The organism is Paenibacillus phoenicis (assembly GCF_034718895.1).
GTDB classification, from domain to species: domain Bacteria; phylum Bacillota; class Bacilli; order Paenibacillales; family Paenibacillaceae; genus Fontibacillus; species Fontibacillus phoenicis.
Genome location: NZ_JAYERP010000001.1, coordinates 1,364,819 through 1,381,597, shown reverse-complemented (window position 1 = coordinate 1,381,597; position 16,779 = coordinate 1,364,819). Strand labels below are relative to the sequence as shown.

Here is a 16,779-nt window from a genome sequence, read left to right as displayed (position 1 = left end):
CTTTTTCATACGCAAGACGAAGGTTATTACCAATTATACCGCAAAAAAGCCTAGCAAAAAAAAGGTTCTCGGCCGCGTAGACCAAGAACCCTTTGCATTTAAATAAACAAATTAATGCCCGATTGATCGGCCTTACCTAAATAATAGCCAACTCCGCCGATTTTGACCCCGTCGATCAACTCTTCTTGGCGTATGCCCATCAAATCCATGGACATTTGGCAGGCCACGATTTCAACCCCTTGCTCCATGGCGCTGGCCATCAATTCCTCCAAGGACGAGACGTTGTTCTGTTTCATCACGCCCCGAATCATCTTCGCCCCGAGTCCGAGCATGTTCATGCGGGAAAGGGACAATTTGCGGCTGCCGCGCGGCATCATCATGCCAAACATGCGGCCGATGAAGGTTTTGGCGACGGGAACCTTTTCCGTCTTGCGAAGAATGTTCAGTCCCCAGAAGGTGAAGAACAACGTGACTTTTTTGCCGCTGGCCGCTGCGCCATTGGCGATAATAAACGAAGCGATCGCCTTGTCCAGATCACCGCTGAATACGATCATCGTCGAGCCTTCCGGCGAGGACGCCGGCTGCGCCGCAGCAGCCTCAGGCTGAACCGGGTTTTCCTTGCGCAAATAGGCTTCGATGATGCCATCCGCACGCTTGGCGACCTGGAGCATCTGATGTTTGGACATGGCGGCCCATGCCTGCACATCCTCATAGAAACCCGGATCCGATGCGGTTACGTGCAGAATTTGTCCGGCTTCCAAACGGTCCATCGCTTGTTTGACCTGAATCAACGGACCCGGACAGCACAACCCGCAGGCGTCGAGCTCCGCATCGGCATGCTGCTTGGCTTGGGCTTCGCTTGGCGCGGCCGAATGCCGCTCAGTCTGTGGTTCGGCCGGGACTGTCTCCGCAGCGGCGACCTCCATTTTTGCCGTATGATCTGCGGGAAGCTCCTGTGAAATTGCCTGACCAGGCTGGTAATTGGCCATTTGATACAGCTTGTAACCGCCGGTTAGGTTGCGTACTTTATAACCTTTTTGCTGCAGAATCCGAGAAGCGGTATATCCGCGCAGCCCTACTTGGCAGTAGACCCAAATTTCCTTGTTCGGGTCCAGCTCATTCAAGCGATCACGTAACTCATCGACCGGGATCAGCAGGGAGCCGGGAATATGTCCGTTGGCATGCTCCAGCTCTGAACGAACATCAACCAACATGGTGGTTTGTTCATCCCGGGTCGCCAAATCCTGAGGCACAAACACGCGAACTCTTTCGCTCAAGATGTTCTCGGCGGTATACGCCGCCATGTTGACCGGATCCTTTGCCGAGGAGTAGGGAGGGGCATAAGCCAGCTCCAGCTCGGCCAAATCCGCTACCGTTCCGCGGAATCGTATCACCGTGGCGATGTCGTCAATCCGTTTATCTACCCCGTCATACCCAACGGCTTGCGCGCCCAGTACCGTTCCGTCAGGCTGAAACAACAGCTTGATCGAGAGCGGGGTAGCGCCGGGATAATAGGAGGCATGGGAGTTAGGATGAACCACGGTGACATGGTATGGGATGCCCATCCGTTGGAGTGTTTTCTCATTGTTCCCGGTAGCCGCTCCGGTAAGTCCAAATACTTTGATAATGGACGTGCCTTGCGAGCCTTTATAGGTGGTTCCTAGACCGCAGACGTTGTCCGCAGCGATCCGTCCTTGCTTGTTGGCAGGTCCGGCGAGCGGGATCGCTGTTTTCGAGCCATTGACGAAATCAACGACTTCAACAGCGTCCCCCACGGCATAAATGTCAGGAATGCTCGTTTCCAGCTTATCGTTTACGAGAATATGTCCTCTTGGTCCAAGTTCGATGCCGGTATCCTTCAGAAAAGCGGTATCCGGCTTTACGCCAATCGCCAATACAACGAAATCAGCAGTACTTTCGCGCCCGTCCGAAGTGTGCACCGTAATCCGGTTGCCTTGCTCCGTAAACGAGGTGACGGTCTGCGACAATCGCAGCTTCACGCCGTGATTCTCCAGCTCTTTGGCTAGGACTCCCGCCATTTCGGGATCAAACGGTGCCAGAATTTGCGGACCGCCTTCAATTAACGTCACTTCAAGCCCGATTTCTCTTAAATTCTCGGCCATTTCGACGCCGATAAAACCGCCGCCGATCACAATGGCCGAACCTGCGTGCTCATCCACAACCCTTTGTTTCAGGCGGTCGGTGTCCGGTATATTCCGCAGTGTATGAATACGGCTGCTATTGATGCCGGGAAGATTCGGACGGATGGGTTTCGCGCCGGGCGACAAAATCAAGGCATCGTAGCTTTCGCGGTATTCGCCGCGTTCTTTGCTGCGGACCAGCACGGTTTTGGTCGCCGGATCGATCCCGATCACTTCGCTTTCCGTGCGGACATCGATGTTAAAACGGCGCTGCATCGCTTCCGGTGTTTGCACCAACAGCTTCGAGCGTTCCTTGATCGAATCGCCGATGTAGTAGGGGAGCCCGCAGTTCGCGAACGAAATATAGGGGTCCCGTTCAAACATGATGATATGCGCTTCTTCATCCAGACGGCGAAGTCTTGCGGCCGCAGAGGCTCCGCCGGCAACGCCTCCGACAATAATTACCTTTTTGCTCATCGGATTATTGTTCCTCCTCGAACAGATGGCGAACCAGTTTAATGACTCGCTCATTCGCCAAATGATAATTGACTTCCAATCCGTTGCGTTCAGCTTCAACGATACCTAAGCTGCGCAGCTTCTGCAGGTGTTGGGATACGGTCGATTGCGGCAGATCCAAGCACTCCTGCATGTACGTCACATTGCATTGCTTCTTATCCAACAAACCGCGGACGATACATAACCGAACCGGATGCGCCAAGGCTTTCAGCATTTCTGCTGTTTCCTGATAGGCTTTGAAATTGTAATCCATGTAGGTTCACCTCATTAATATCCTATCAATCACTATATCTTAATATTACGATATAACAATGCATTTTGCAACTTATAAGTACAACATGCGTTAGATACAGTAGTTAGAGAGTACGTCAAACCCGGAGGTGCCTTTTGCATGCAAAAAGCAGGTAGGTTCTTATTCATGCTATTGACTTTGATTGTGGCTGGTTGTGATCCAGAAGCACAGGACAATGGGGGTTATACAGGCACAGAGATGGAGCAACCGTCCATGACCAAACAAGATCACAATGGGGAAGGTCAATTATCGTCTACTCCGGTGCTTCCTGCTGAAGTAGATCCGGATCAATTGAAGGGGATCTTCGGATTTGCTGACGAAACTGGAAGCCGGATCATCGTGGCCGGGGAGGAAGAGGGGCAGCAGGAGCAGCTGGCTCAAATCACCCATGCAATTGGCGAGAACGGAGTTGTGCTACCCGTCACCTACGATACATGGCAAAGAGGAGACGGCGCAGGTTCAGGAAGAGACACTTCCTACAATTTCGCGCATTTGTCCGGGGATATCTTCACTGTGACCGAAGGTACGGCACAACCGAATGCGACGTATTATCTCTTCCAACCGCAGGACATCCCGCTGGATTCCTTATTGAACGTCGTTACCGATGGACGCTCGGTAATGGATGAACCTCTACGCGAGAAGCTTGAATCCGAGAAGGACAGAACAATTCGGCAACTCTGGAGTCTAGTGGAGGTTGGTTCGGATGCGAAACTGTATTTGGCGTTATTTCAGCCGGACGGGAAGAACCAGTTGTTTAGTTTCGTCCTCGTGCGGGACCATGGAGTTGTCGTCCTAGACTATCCCGCTGTTGCCGAGGATACGAATAGCGTCTGGCGGGTAGATGACCAGGGGGAAGTGACCCCGGAGATGTTTTCCTTTCTGTTTGCGGCCCAAACTACCGGTAAAGGGATATTAATAGGGTTGGAATGGTATGGGGCGGAAGGGATCAATGTGTTATTCCTGCATGGAGAGAAAGATCGGTTAATCGAACTTGAAACCCGATACGGTAGATATACGGCTCCTTTGTAAGCATCTATGAGATAATTCCAAACAAAGTTCCTCCGTCTTCTCCTGTCGGCAACCTATTGGCTTTGTTAATCGTCAATAGAACCGACAGGAGAAATGAAGGAAAAGTTTGGAGGATTGCCCATGCTCGCTCGAAGCTCGTCTATCTTTTATCTGATCTACCTGCTGTTCAGCCTGTTGATGGGGAACCGGACGCTAGCCCCACACGAGGAAACAGCCCCAGTGTATCCCGAACGGTTGGCCGGACAAATCGAGGACGAGATCCTGAAAGTCACGGCCAACGCAACCCGATCGGAGGACGGGTCGGAATATCGTTTGGAAGTCACCTTAACGAACAAAACGGGAACGATGGTAAATATTATTGCCGACTGTGGAAGCTCCATCACCATTGTTCGTAAGGAGCCGCCTCCCGAGGACCGCATATGTGCCGCCGTATATTCCATGGGAATTTACAAACATTCATCTACGACGGAGCAATATGACGTTCCGGTTACCGATATAATCAATGAAACCTTAATGATCAAAATCCGATACGAAGACGAAGGAGTCCGCGGAAGTCTGGAGCTTAGCTTAACTGCTGAATCGTGACCCGCCTCTATTTAGGCAGCTTCGCAGAAGCGTTGGTGATGGTCCGGGAGATTTGTTTTTCCCAATCGTACACTTTCGTTAAAGAAGTGTGAATGGCTTTCGTTTGATCATACACAATCTTGAGCTCCAATGCTGCAACAATGGCGTCGCCTCGCTTGACGCTGGCCTTATATCGTTTATCAGCCGCCGAAAGGTGTTTTCGCGCGGCGGCGACGGATTTGTTTTCGGCGGTGATCTGCTTTTTTAACGTTTGTACGGGGGCGAGCGCGTCTTTAACGACTTTGACTTTGGCGGCTTTCGCTTTCTTCGCAGCGGCCAGCGCATCCTTCTTCGCTTTGATTTCCGCTGAAGCAGCCGTTGCTGCGGGCTTCAGCTGATTGCGCTTCAATTCCAGCAGATCCGCCGATTTCTTATCTTTGCGTATCTTGGCTGCCGAAACCTGCTTGCCCAAAGATTTGTACTCTTCCAACAGTGAGGCATGCTTCCGCTGCAATGATTCGGATTCCTGAGTCAGGCGAGTGATTGTGGCTTGATCGATGGCTTTGAGCTTCGCATTGATTGCTGCCAAAGCGTCATTATTCTTCTTGCGCAGTGCTGAAATTTCAAGGCTTTCCTGTTTGACCAGCGTTTGTACAGCGGTTAACCCATCATACATCGCATCAATCCCGCTCAAGGCCGCTTCCCAAGAGCTTGCGGCATACATTGGTCGGGTTCCGCTCATCATCAGCGAAATCGTAATTACCGCCAGCAACAGCAGTCTGATCGAATTTCTCCACTTCATAAACCGTCAACTCCCACCTATACGAATTTGCCATCCTCATAGGAACGCAAAAAAGCACCTGGCAAGAAAGGCGATTTCGCCTGACTTGCGAGGTGCTTCACTCGCTTGAATCTATATGATTTTGGCATATTTAACTATAAACTACCAGGCACCAAAAGTCAATCCTCTATACGAACTCACGTTCTAGATGAACGGGTTCGAGGTATTTACATAGGAAGAAATGACATACTATGTTTAAACTTTAAGGCTGGTGAGCAACATGCTATGCAATTTCTCGCGGTGCGGGCGATGCTATTTCTGGCTTCCGTTCGTTGTTTTAGGTCTGCTGTTGGGCGGATGCCGTCCAACCCCCATTCCTAAAGAACCGGATCTACTACATATCCAATCGATAAACGAACCCTCCACTGGCAAGAAAAAGGTCATTTTTGTTCTGGTCGACTCCCTCATGGACCAATCGATTCAACGCGGAATTGAGCACAATGAGCTTCCCACCTTTCAATATCTCATGCAGCATGGCCAATATTATCCTGATATGATTAGCTCCTTTCCGACTATGTCGATATCGATCGACAGTACGCTGCTTACCGGACGCTATCCGGATGCTCATCATGTGCCGGGCTTAACCTGGTATCCGCATCATGGCAAGAGAGTTATCGGTTATGGCTCTGGTCCCTTTGAAGTTTTGCGCCGCGGAACGAAATCGGTTTTGACTCATGCGTTAAAGGATTTGAATGGAAAGCACTTGAATCCCGATCTGTCGACCCTATATGAGGATTTGAAGCGGAGGGGCTTCACCTCCGGGTCGGTTAACGGATTGGTTTACCGAGGGATGACGGAACACCAAATCGACTTGCCGCAACCGTTCCGCGGGCTTGTTCCGCTGGCATTGCCTTTTCAAGTGAAAGGGCCGGATTTTCTGGCTTTCGGGGCATTGTCGAACCCTCTTGACGGGGTGACGGATTTGCCTGACGGGCCTGCGGACCGGATGGGCTTTAATGATCGATATGCAATTGGAGTTGTAAAATACTTGATCCAAACCGGTCAACTGCCGGATTTTTTGCTGATTTATTTGCCTGACCTGGATGGAAAGTTGCACAAACACGGCCTTACAGATCGTGAAGGAATCAAGGAGACGGACCAGCGCCTAAGCGAGTTGCTGGAGGCTTACGAATCTCAAGCGCAAGCGCCCAACGATACGATTCTGATCGTTGCGGGAGATAGTGGAATGAGCCAAGTGTTGCCCAAAGACCAACAGCCGGTGATTTATTTGCCCAAGCTGTTACAGCGGTATCACGTGCTGCCGACTGGCGAAGCCATCGACCAGTCTACGGAAATTGCCCTTGCTGTAAACGATACGATGGCCTATGTCTACATTTTGAAACCTGAGATGCCGCTGAAGGAAATCGCCGATGTGCTGAGGAGCGACCCGCGAATCGACATCATTACCTGGCAGGAAGATGGCTGGATTCACTGTGTGAAAGCAGGGGATCCGGCATCGATGAGATTCAAAGCAGGCGGGGATTTGCAGGATCCCTACAATCAATCCTGGACCGTGCAAGGGGTGGAACGGATTCTCGATTTGAAGCGGGAGAACGGCACCGGGCATGCCGGGCCACTCCGGATTACGTATGGAAAATATCCAGATCCACTGCGTCGCTTACAAGGCGCCCTGCAATCCCATGAAGGGAGATTTCTCATCGTCACCGCCAAACCGGGTTATGAGCTCGCGGAAGCCGGAGCGCCCACGCATGCTGGAGGCGGGGCTCATGGGGGCCTGGATGCGTCAGCTTCGCTGGTGCCTCTGATCATCTACGGAACGGAGAAGAGGCCGGATTTTTTGCGTATCGTCGATTTAAAGGCTTACTTGCTAGATTTGCTGCAGACGGAAAGCCGTAAATAAATCGGAGAGGGTGACACCGATTGGGCATCAACTCATTCAAAAGCCGAGGAAGTCTGCTATAATAGGATGGATTAGTAGACCAATGTGACGGGGTGTTAGAATCATGAGAAAATATTTGGATTTGCTGGAGGATGTTCTGAAGAACGGAACGCCCAAAGAGGATCGGACCGGTGTCGGGACACGCTCGGTCTTCGGCCGGCAGCTGCGGTTTGACTTAAGCGAAGGCTTTCCGCTGGTAACGACCAAACGGATTCATTTGAAATCGGTGATCCACGAGCTGCTGTGGTTTTTGCGCGGCGATACGAATATCGCTTATCTGAAGGAACATGGCGTTCGGATTTGGGACGAGTGGGCGGATGAGAACGGCGACCTCGGCCCGGTGTATGGGTCGCAATGGCGCTCTTGGGAAGCCCCGGACGGCCGGAAAATCGATCAAATCGCGAACGTGGTGGAAGCGATCAAGAAAAATCCGGATTCTCGCCGCCACCTGGTAAGCGCCTGGAACGTAGCTGAGGTAGATCAAATGAAGCTGCCGCCATGCCATTTCGTTTTTCAATTTTATGTTGCAAACGGCAAGCTGTCTTGTATGCTGACGATGCGTTCGGTGGACACTTTCCTTGGCCTGCCGTTTAATATCGCTAGTTACGCGCTGCTCACCCACATGATCGCCCAGCAATGCGACCTTGAGGTTGGCGAGTTCATCTGGTCCGGCGGAGACGTGCATATTTACAACAACCATATCGAGCAGGTAAAAACCCAATTGGAACGCGAGCCTTATCCATTGCCAAAGCTGGTGATTAAACGGAAACCGGACTCGATCTTCGACTATAAATACGAGGATTTCGAATTTATCGATTACCAGTATCACCCGACGATCAAAGCAACGGTTGCTGTATAAAATTTACGGAGGATGGAGGGATCGATCGGGATGATCACGCTAATTTGGGCGATGTCCAGAAATGGGGTCATTGGCCGGAACAATCAGCTGCCCTGGAGACTGCCGGCGGATCTAAAGTTTTTTAAAGCGAATACGACAGGAAAAACGATCGTGATGGGCCGCAAGACTTGGGAATCCATGGGCAGCAAGCCGCTTCCGAACCGGCACAGTGTCGTGATGACCGCGGATCCGTCCTACAAGGCGGAAGGCGCGGATGTCGTCCATTCCGTGGAGGAAGCGTTAACCTACGCGGAGCGGGGAGAACTGATGATTATCGGCGGTGCGGGCGTGTTCAAGCATTTCCTGCCGCTCGCTGATCGGCTGATCGTGACCCGAATCGAAGAGGATATCGAAGGGGACGTATTTTTCCCTGACTTCTCATGGGAAGATTTTGAATTAGTCCATGAGGAGCAGGGAGTACAGGACGAGAAGAATCCCTATGATTACCGCTTTCTCACTTATGAACGCCGCAAATGATGTGATAATAAGTACAAATTATCATATCATTAATCCATTAATAACATTCCCCCCGAATGCTAACATCAAGATACATTGATGACGGCGTATGAAAAGTTTTCGATCGCCCGTATGGGGTGACTCGCCGACTTTTTATATCATGTGACATGATAACGGATGGGGGAACTTGTGATGTCTACACCAACAGGATTTATGGAGTTCAAGCGCGAACTTCCCGGGGACCGGAGCCCGTCCGAACGGGTGAAGGATTGGGAAGAATTTCATAAACATATGTCTGAGGAGGATCTGCGCATCCAAGGCGCACGCTGCATGGACTGCGGCACGCCTTATTGCCACACGGGCATTGATATGGCCGGCGGGACAGCGGGATGCCCAGTACACAACTTGATTCCGGAGTGGAATAACCTGGTTTACCGTAATCTCTGGAAAGAAGCGCTGGACCGTTTGCACAAAACCAACAACTTCCCGGAATTTACGGGACGGGTTTGCCCTGCGCCTTGTGAAGGCTCCTGTACCGTAGGTCTGATCGGTGAGCCAGTCACGATCAAGACGATTGAACAGGCGATTATTGATAAAGGGTTCGAAGAAGGCTGGGTTGTTCCTGAACCTCCGGAGAAGCGGACAGGCCGTAGAGTAGCCATTGTCGGCTCCGGACCAGCCGGTCTTGCTTGTGCCGCTCAATTAAACAAAGCGGGCCATGAAGTGACGGTCTATGAGCGCGCAGACCGAATCGGCGGTCTCCTGGTGTACGGGATTCCGACGATGAAGCTGGATAAAGCGATTGTCCAGCGCCGCGTCGATTTGCTGGCTGCCGAGGGCGTGAAATTCGTTACGAACACGGAAATCGGCAAAGATATCAAAGCTAAGCAGCTTGTCGATGAATACGACGCGGTGGTGCTCTGCGGAGGGGCAACCAAACCACGTGAATTTAATATCGAAGGCAGCGATTTGAACGGGGTACATTATGCGATGCCCTTCTTGAACGGCACGATTAAGAGCTACCTGGATTCCGGATTAACCGACGGGAACTATTTGTCCGCGGAAGGGAAGGATGTTATCGTCATCGGAGGCGGGGACACCGGCTCTGACTGCGTAGCGACGGCGCTGCGCCACGGTTGCCGCAGTGTCACACAATTCGGTACCCACGCGAAAGCTCCGCTGGAACGGGATCCGATCAACAACCCTTGGCCGCAATTCCCGAACGTGTACACGCTCGATTATGCCCAAGAAGAAGCGAAAGCATTGTTTGGTAAAGATCCTCGGGAATTCTCGATCATGACGACAAAATTTGTCGGCGACGAAAACGGCAACCTGAAGGAACTGCACACCGTGCAAATTCAGCGGATTGTCGACGAGACCGGACGCAAAATCTACAAGCCGATTCCGGGAACCGAGCGCGTCTTCCCAGCGCAACTGGCGCTGATTGCGATCGGGTTCGACGGTCCGGAATCGACGATCGCGGATGAGCTGGGACTCGAGAGAGATCGCCGTACGAACGTGAAGGCGAAATACGGTCAATTCAAAACCAATGTCGAGAAAGTGTTTGCGGCTGGCGATATGCGACGAGGCCAAAGCTTGGTCGTTTGGGCGATCAACGAAGGCAGAGCGGCGGCACGTGAAGTGGATAAATATCTGATGGGTTCGACGGTGCTGGTATAATCCCGCTTACGAACCACAACATTTTGACAGGACGATCCTGGGTCAATATGCTATAATAGGTACTAGCTTACTAGAGCTGCGCGTAGCGCGGCTCTTTTTTAGATTTAAGAGACAGAGGAAGAGGGGCCCTTAAGCATGAAAACGCTCGTAATAGCCGAAAAACCGGATATGGGACGGACGATCGCCGCCGTGATTGAGCCGAAGGCGAAAAACAACCGATCCTACCTGGAGGGAGAGCGCTACATCATTACTTGGGCGATAGGCCATTTGTTAGGATTGGCCGAACCGGATGCCTATGATGAAAAATACAAACGCTGGAATTTCAACGACCTGCCGATTCTGCCGGATCGGTTCAAGATTGTGCCGAATCCGCGCACGAAGGATCAGTTGAAAACCATCGGCGAGCTCGCGAAACGCTGCAATATGATCGTTAATGCGTGCGATGCCGCCCGCGAAGGACAGTACATATTTGCGTTGATCCAGCAGCAGTTAAAGTTAACCCAGCCCGTCAAGCGGTTATGGATTTCTGACTTGACCAATGAGAGTATCGCCAAAGGGTTTGCCGAGCTGCATGATGCGTCCGAGTTCGAGAACCTAACGCAGGCCGCGCGGGCGCGCAGCGAAGCAGATTGGCTGATCGGGATGAACGCGACGCGTGCGTTTACGACCAAACATCGGGAGCTGCTGTCCGTTGGACGGGTACAAACTCCGGTGCTGGCGCTGATTTACGACCGGCAGAAGGAAATCGAGAACTTTGATTCCCTGACCTACTATGAGATCAAAGCGGAATTTGAGCAGGATACCCGTAAGTATACCGGCAGCTGGCAGGGGGACCGGTTGACGGATAAGGAGAAGGCTGAGGCCATTGCCACGAAGGTTCGCGGGAAGGAAGGGCGGATCACCGAATACGAAGTGAAAGAAACGAAGGAGTATCCGTATAAGCTGTACGATTTGACGTTGCTGCAGCGGGAAGCGAATGCCAAGTTCGGCTATTCCGCCAAGAAGACGCTGGATATCGCCCAGGCGCTTTATGAACGCCATAAGGTGATCTCCTATCCGCGGACAAGCTCCAACTATGTGACCGAGCAAAATATCGACGGGATGCATAAGGTGCTGCACATGCTGAAATCGTCGAGCTACAAGGAACTGGCGGAAGGCGGTCGTCCGAATCTGGTGCATGTCGGCAACAAGGCCGTGTGCAATCCGTCTCGGGTGGAGGACCACCATGCAATCCTGCCGACGCTTCGGCGTCCAGGCACGTTAAGCAAAGAGGAGCAGAACATCTACGATCTCGTGATCCGTCGCTTCCTGTCCCATTTCTATCCGGCGGCGGAGTATAAGCAACATACCGTGCTGACTGAAGTGGAAGGCGAAACGTTTAAAACCAACGTGAAGGAGCTGCTGTCGCTGGGGTGGAAGGTATGTCTTCCTGGCGATGACGGAGCCAAAGCCGGAAAAGGACGCGGCAAGAAGAAGGACGAGGAGGACGAAACCGAAGAGCTGATCAGCGAGCCGTTCGAGATCGACCGTAACCGTCCGGTGCAATGCACAGGCGCTGAAGCGAAGGAGAAGGCAACCCAGCCGCCAAAGCATTATACCGAAGGTACGCTGCTTAAAGCGATGGAAAGCGCCGGGAAGAACCTGGAGAACGAGGAGCTGCGCGAAGCGATGAAGGATGCCGGACTCGGCACTCCAGCCACCCGGGCGGCAACAATTGAGCGGTTAAAGAACGTCGGATACATTACGATGCAAGGGAAAAAGATTACGGTGACGCAAAAAGGCCGGACCGCCGTAGAGCTGATCCGCCGCGCCGGCGTCGAGCTGCTGACCTCGCCGGAGATGACGGGGCAATGGGAGCGCCGATTATATCAGATTTCCAAGGGGGAAGCGGCGCGGGAGCAGTTTATGGAGAACGTGCGCCGATTCACCATATCGATAATCGAGAAGGTGCGAACGCAGCAAAAAGCGGACGCCTCCATGTTCGCGACGGCCGAGACGGAGAAGGGCAACCGGCGCGGAAGCCGAAGCAGCAGCGGCGGTAAAACGGGACGATCCGCCGCCGCTTCGGGGGCGAGTGAGCGCCGCACAGCCCAAGCCGCCGCGAAGCAGTTGCCGGCAGGCAGCCTGCAACCGCTGGCGCCCTGCCCGCGCGAAGGCTGCGGCGGTCAAATCATCGAAGGCCGCAAGGGCTATGGCTGCACGCATTACAAGCAGGGCTGCGGCTTCGTCATCTGGAAGGAGTTCGGCGGCAAGAAAATCTCGCCGGCCATGTTAAACGCGCTCTTGACGAAAGGCCAAACCCAGCTGTTATCCTTCAAACGCGAGGGGGGCGAGGTAAAAGCCCGCATCTCCTTGGTCGATCGCACGACCGGCAAGCTGGAGCTGATGGAGGCGGAGCCTTCCCGAACTTAAGTGAAACGAACAAAACGGACCTCTATAGGGTCCGTTTTTGCCGTTGGGTTTGATGAATATGGTTAAAGATTACACGGGGAACTTCTACCAACGAAGTGACGGTGTGCATTTCCGAATCCCCGTCATGCTGGAGCTCCACGATATTGTACAGCCACTCATTAGGGATTTTGATGTAAATCGCCTTAATCCCGGCGGAAAGGGCCGGCATGACATCCGTCCGCAGGCTGTTGCCGATCATCCAGGTTCGGGAACGATCAAACCGCCGCGACTGGAGAATCTCCTCTAAAGCTTTCGCATTTTTGTGCTGACGAATGTAGATCCGATCCTGAAAATACTCGGCGAGCCGCATCTGCTCGATTTTACGTTGTTGGATCACAGTGTCGCCGCCGGTGTACAAGTGCAGCTCATGGCCTTGGCTGCGAAGCAGATTTAAGGTTTCGACCATACCGGGATACGGTTCGATGGGCTGCTCATAGACGCTGAGCCCCAGCTTCATCAGACGCTCCTCTTCTTCTGGAAGAGCCTTCCGTCCCGTAACTCTAGCGTAATATCGGTAGGTGTCCACCAACGATTCGGGAAAATGCGAGCTGGCAAACCCGATTTGATGAACCCCGGCAACATCGATTTCCGTTTGTTTCTCCCGGATCTCTTTCGTCGAGATGCCATACGTCTTAAACCAATCGGTCATCAGGTCAGCGAATTGATCCAGGATCAGATCAAAATATTTATTGCAATGGATCAAGGTATCATCTAAATCAAAAATAACTTGTTGAGTCGAGGGTGTTTTCATTTCTCACGGGTCACTCCTTATCCAAGACACGCTTGTCTCTACGTATAGCTCTATCCTAACACAAGCGGAAGCGTCCCGCCAAAGCAGACTGCCCTACGATAAAATCAAACTACAGCCGAATATAGGATTCCAGGAACATTTGGAGCTCCGCCGCCCCGTCCGGACGGATACTGAACTTCTCCGTATCCTGGGCGAGCAGATGGATGCGCAGCAAGCCAGCGACCCGCAGACGCATCAAGTCGTGCATCAACTGATCTTTAGGTTCCCCTAGATCCTTCAGCATATCTTGCATCGATTTAGGTTCATCGGCAACGTAGCGGAGGAGGCGCAACCGCTGCGGTTCGGCCAGGGCCCGGGTCAGACGTTTTAATACCATCGGCGGCTCATCCTCATCGAGCTCTGGAATATCGAGCGGGTATTGGATGAACAGCACGTTTTCGTAGAAGACGTATGTATTAATCGGCCGAAAATGGATCGATGGGGTTAACACGACCAAGGAGATTGGCTTCAAAGGCTCCAACACCAACCCGCCGGAGGCGTATTCGATCAGCGCGTCGGTGTCCATCTTTTGCAGCAGCGTATGCTTCTCGGCTGCATCTTCCTCCAGCAACGGGAGGAATTGATTCTTGATGGAAGCCATATAAAGCCGGTGCCAGCATTTCAGCAACGGGATATAGCTGCTTTGAATCCGTTCGATTGTCTCACTACTCACAGTGGGAATGTAGGATTTAGTACGGTCGTAAAGGGACACGACAGAGCTTTCCGCGATGTCGTTCAGAAATTGCGGGATATCCACCGCACCGTTTCGCTCCAAGGCCCAAACGTACAAGACGTCATAGTCTGTGAACGGGTACTTGGCCGCTTCGGCAAATTGTTGCCGCTCCTCCGGCGCGAGGCGGGCGTCAACCTCGGCAATCCATTCCAGGCCGACATCGAGATTATTCACCCATTTTTGTGTCGTATATATCATAAAGCTGCTGATCAGTTCGTAGACCAAAGAATGGTCCACTTTCACGTCATAGGCCATGATTGAACTAACCTCCCAAAGAACTTTGCATTCAGATTCATTATGGCTTGTTCGGTAGTGGATTGTCTACTATAATGTTAAAGGATTATTCGGAAAATATCATTTGGGGAAAAGTCGTCAACATATTGACGATTTTTCTTTGTTTTTTAAGGAGTGTTTTCATTTTGGAAAGCTCGATCAGAAGGACCCATCGTGTATTTACCCCAACCTTTATTCTGATCTCTGTCATTATTATCGCGGGGCTCAGTCAAGGGCTGCTGCTGCCGGTGTTGTCCATATTTATGGAAGAAAGGGGGATCTCCTCCTCCGTAAATGGGCTGCATGCTGCAGCCCTTTATGTCGGATCGTTTGCCATGTCGCTGGTGGCGGAGAAGCTGCTGCGTCGCACCGGGTTTAAGCTCTTGCTGCTGAGCGGCGTCGTCCTCGTTATGCTCGCTTTGCCGGTGTTTCCGCTGGTATCGGATTTACGGCTGTGGTTCATCCTGAGATTGCTTGTCGGGATCGGGGATAGTGCGATTCATTTTACCTCGCAGCTCTGGATCATTCTTGTATCGCCGCAGGACAAAAGAGGCCGGAACATCTCCTTGTACGGGATGTCATACGGGCTTGGCTTCAGCATTGGACCGCTGGGCATCCGGCTGCTGGAATACGGGCAGGCTGTTCCGTTCGTTTTGCTGGCGATCCTGTTCCTCACCATCGTGATCCTAGCCGCCTTGTATTTGCCGGATCGTGCGCCGGAACCAGTTCGTCAGGAGGAAGCCGGTGCTCCGCGCAAGGTTCCGCAAATCTACCGGCTGGCATGGTTCGCACTGCTGCCTGCCTTGCTTTACGGATATATGGAAGCCTCCATGAACAGCAACTTTCCGATTTACGGCTTACGTTCGGGGCTTAGCGCTGCGGATATCGCGGCATTGCTGCCGTTCTTTGGCATCGGCGGCCTGATTCTTCAGCTCCCGCTTGGCATCCTAAGCGACCGGTTCGGCCGCAAAAAAGTGCTGATGACCGCAGGACTCACCGGTGGACTCCTGTTTCTGGCTGTTCCATTGGCTGGGAGTCATTTTATGGCGTTGCTTCTATTGTTCATGGGCGCAGGCGGCTTGGTGGGTTCGTTCTTCTCGCTGGGCCTGGCGTATGCCGCGGATTTGCTTCCGCGTCATTTGCTTCCGGTCGCTAATGTGATTGCTTCCTTTCATTTTAACTTTGGCAGCATCATCGGCCCGAACCTCGGTGGAGCGGCCATGCAGCTAGGCGCGGCTCCGATGTTATTCATCCTTCTGGGCTCGGCTTATCTGTTGTTTTCCGCATCCGGGCTGGTATTCCGGCCGGAGCTTTACAAAAAAAGCGTAAATATGAACAGGCTGTAATGGATTTTCGTTGATTTTTCCAATACACTAAAGGGTAAGAAAGGGTATTGCAAATTTCATGTTAGTTCAAAAAAGGTGAACAACAACATTGAGTACCTCTTAATCGTAAAAGGAGAAATCGGACATGATCAGAGTCAACCACTTGCAGAAATCGGTGGATGGAAATAAGAAGAAGGTGCTTCGCGATATTACCGTCCAGTTTGGTGCAGGGGAAATGATTGGCGTTGTCGGGGCAAGCGGCAGCGGCAAAAGCATGCTCCTTCGTTGCTTGGCGCTGCGTGAACGCTGGAATCGGGGCGATTATACATGGAACGGGGACAAAGTGATTGAAGGCGGCGGACGCGGCTCACAGAAATATCGCTCCCAATGCGCTTATCTCGAACAGAACCCCTCCTTGTATCCGGAGAAAACCGCGCTAAAAAATGTCCTGATCGGACAAGTGGGACAAACTCCGCTTCTTCGCCGGCTGACCGGGATGGTACGGTCGGACGATTACATGGGCGCGATGGACGAGCTGGAGAAATACGGCCTGCTGGACAAAGCCCACGTCAAAGCCGGTAAGCTGAGCGGCGGTGAGCGCCAACGTGTGGCCATCTGCCGGGCGCTGGTTCACGGAGCTAGCTTCCTGGCTGCGGACGAGCCGGTAATCGGGCTGGACCCTAAGTCGGCGGAACGCGTGCTGGAAACGTTAAAGGAGCTTTGCACGCAACAAAATAAGATCGTCATTACGGCGTTGCCGCTGGAATTGGCGGAGCGTTACTGCACCCGGATCTGGGGACTTTCTGAAGGAAAGATCAAGCTTGACGTGTCCGGACGGCGGCTCTCGATGGAAGAGAAACGCCTGATTGATCTGGTATGAAACGAGTGAT

The 16,779-nt window shown here is 52.4% G+C and carries 14 protein-coding genes; 9 read left to right on the top strand and 5 right to left on the bottom strand.

Annotated features, from left to right (window positions below):
* Positions 1-98: 98 nt before the first annotated feature.
* Together U9M73_RS06475 and U9M73_RS06470 are read right to left on the bottom strand one after the other, a co-directional pair.
* On the bottom strand, positions 99-2,618 hold the full coding sequence (locus tag U9M73_RS06475; protein ID WP_323076580.1) for an FAD-dependent oxidoreductase: 2,520 nt from the start codon (positions 2,616-2,618) through the stop codon (positions 99-101).
* Between the two features lie 4 nt (positions 2,619-2,622).
* Entirely contained in the window at positions 2,623-2,910 is a 288-nt protein-coding gene (locus tag U9M73_RS06470; RefSeq protein ID WP_009226180.1) for an ArsR/SmtB family transcription factor, read from the bottom strand.
* Positions 2,911-3,162: 252 nt separating this feature from the next.
* On the opposite strand from U9M73_RS06470, the gene U9M73_RS06465 reads away from it, so the two are divergent.
* Positions 3,163-3,978, top strand: coding sequence for a hypothetical protein (locus tag U9M73_RS06465; protein WP_232282342.1), 816 nt, complete (start codon positions 3,163-3,165; stop codon positions 3,976-3,978).
* A 120-nt stretch (positions 3,979-4,098) separates the two neighbouring features.
* Positions 4,099-4,563: a hypothetical protein gene (locus U9M73_RS06460; protein WP_323076579.1), complete on the top strand. Its 465-nt coding sequence runs from the start codon at positions 4,099-4,101 to the stop codon at positions 4,561-4,563.
* A gap of 7 nt (positions 4,564-4,570) precedes the next feature.
* Here the strand turns inward: U9M73_RS06460 and U9M73_RS06455 are convergent, their stop codons facing one another.
* Complete coding sequence (locus U9M73_RS06455; protein WP_323076578.1) at positions 4,571-5,344, bottom strand: MreC domain-containing protein; 774 nt, start codon at positions 5,342-5,344, stop codon at positions 4,571-4,573.
* 445 nt (positions 5,345-5,789) lie between these two features.
* On the opposite strand from U9M73_RS06455, the gene U9M73_RS06450 reads away from it, so the two are divergent.
* The 5 genes from U9M73_RS06450 (at position 5,790) to U9M73_RS06430 (ending at position 12,729) form a co-directional block, all read left to right on the top strand.
* Positions 5,790-7,244, top strand: a complete 1,455-nt coding sequence (locus U9M73_RS06450; RefSeq protein WP_323076577.1) for an alkaline phosphatase family protein — start codon at positions 5,790-5,792, stop codon at positions 7,242-7,244.
* A gap of 103 nt (positions 7,245-7,347) precedes the next feature.
* Positions 7,348-8,142: a thymidylate synthase gene (gene thyA / locus U9M73_RS06445; RefSeq protein ID WP_009226175.1), complete on the top strand. Its 795-nt coding sequence runs from the start codon at positions 7,348-7,350 to the stop codon at positions 8,140-8,142.
* A gap of 30 nt (positions 8,143-8,172) precedes the next feature.
* Entirely contained in the window at positions 8,173-8,658 is a 486-nt protein-coding gene (locus U9M73_RS06440) for a dihydrofolate reductase (protein WP_009226174.1), read from the top strand.
* Between the two features lie 171 nt (positions 8,659-8,829).
* Complete coding sequence (locus U9M73_RS06435) at positions 8,830-10,317, top strand: glutamate synthase subunit beta (protein ID WP_260070302.1); 1,488 nt, start codon at positions 8,830-8,832, stop codon at positions 10,315-10,317.
* Positions 10,318-10,452: 135 nt separating this feature from the next.
* Positions 10,453-12,729, top strand: coding sequence for a type IA DNA topoisomerase (locus tag U9M73_RS06430; RefSeq protein WP_323076575.1), 2,277 nt, complete (start codon positions 10,453-10,455; stop codon positions 12,727-12,729).
* A gap of 22 nt (positions 12,730-12,751) precedes the next feature.
* On the opposite strand, the gene U9M73_RS06425 is transcribed toward U9M73_RS06430, so the two are convergent.
* Together U9M73_RS06425 and U9M73_RS06420 are read right to left on the bottom strand one after the other, a co-directional pair.
* Positions 12,752-13,519 (bottom strand): HAD family hydrolase, encoded by a 768-nt coding sequence (locus U9M73_RS06425; protein ID WP_009226171.1) that lies wholly within the window; start codon positions 13,517-13,519, stop codon positions 12,752-12,754.
* 109 nt (positions 13,520-13,628) lie between these two features.
* Positions 13,629-14,546 (bottom strand): helix-turn-helix domain-containing protein, encoded by a 918-nt coding sequence (locus U9M73_RS06420; RefSeq protein ID WP_009226170.1) that lies wholly within the window; start codon positions 14,544-14,546, stop codon positions 13,629-13,631.
* Positions 14,547-14,620: 74 nt separating this feature from the next.
* Between U9M73_RS06420 and U9M73_RS06415 the strand changes: the two genes are divergently transcribed.
* Both U9M73_RS06415 and U9M73_RS06410 read left to right on the top strand, forming a co-directional pair.
* Positions 14,621-15,910, top strand: coding sequence for an MFS transporter (locus tag U9M73_RS06415; RefSeq protein WP_009226169.1), 1,290 nt, complete (start codon positions 14,621-14,623; stop codon positions 15,908-15,910).
* 124 nt (positions 15,911-16,034) lie between these two features.
* Complete coding sequence (locus U9M73_RS06410) at positions 16,035-16,769, top strand: phosphonate ABC transporter ATP-binding protein (RefSeq protein WP_009226168.1); 735 nt, start codon at positions 16,035-16,037, stop codon at positions 16,767-16,769.
* Positions 16,770-16,779 lie beyond the last annotated feature (10 nt).

Coding starts and splice junctions, on each gene's coding strand:
- U9M73_RS06435 (WP_260070302.1), top strand. CDS start 8,830: ATGTCTACACCAACAGGATTTATGGAGTTCAAGCGCGAACTTCCCGGG.
- U9M73_RS06430 (WP_323076575.1), top strand. CDS start 10,453: ATGAAAACGCTCGTAATAGCCGAAAAACCGGATATGGGACGGACGATC.
- U9M73_RS06420 (WP_009226170.1), bottom strand. CDS start 14,546: ATGGCCTATGACGTGAAAGTGGACCATTCTTTGGTCTACGAACTGATC.
- U9M73_RS06455 (WP_323076578.1), bottom strand. CDS start 5,344: ATGAAGTGGAGAAATTCGATCAGACTGCTGTTGCTGGCGGTAATTACG.
- U9M73_RS06470 (WP_009226180.1), bottom strand. CDS start 2,910: ATGGATTACAATTTCAAAGCCTATCAGGAAACAGCAGAAATGCTGAAA.
- U9M73_RS06465 (WP_232282342.1), top strand. CDS start 3,163: ATGACCAAACAAGATCACAATGGGGAAGGTCAATTATCGTCTACTCCG.
- thyA (WP_009226175.1), top strand. CDS start 7,348: ATGAGAAAATATTTGGATTTGCTGGAGGATGTTCTGAAGAACGGAACG.
- U9M73_RS06410 (WP_009226168.1), top strand. CDS start 16,035: ATGATCAGAGTCAACCACTTGCAGAAATCGGTGGATGGAAATAAGAAG.
- U9M73_RS06425 (WP_009226171.1), bottom strand. CDS start 13,519: ATGAAAACACCCTCGACTCAACAAGTTATTTTTGATTTAGATGATACC.
- U9M73_RS06450 (WP_323076577.1), top strand. CDS start 5,790: ATGGACCAATCGATTCAACGCGGAATTGAGCACAATGAGCTTCCCACC.
- U9M73_RS06440 (WP_009226174.1), top strand. CDS start 8,173: ATGATCACGCTAATTTGGGCGATGTCCAGAAATGGGGTCATTGGCCGG.
- U9M73_RS06415 (WP_009226169.1), top strand. CDS start 14,621: ATGTTAAAGGATTATTCGGAAAATATCATTTGGGGAAAAGTCGTCAAC.
- U9M73_RS06460 (WP_323076579.1), top strand. CDS start 4,099: ATGCTCGCTCGAAGCTCGTCTATCTTTTATCTGATCTACCTGCTGTTC.
- U9M73_RS06475 (WP_323076580.1), bottom strand. CDS start 2,618: ATGAGCAAAAAGGTAATTATTGTCGGAGGCGTTGCCGGCGGAGCCTCT.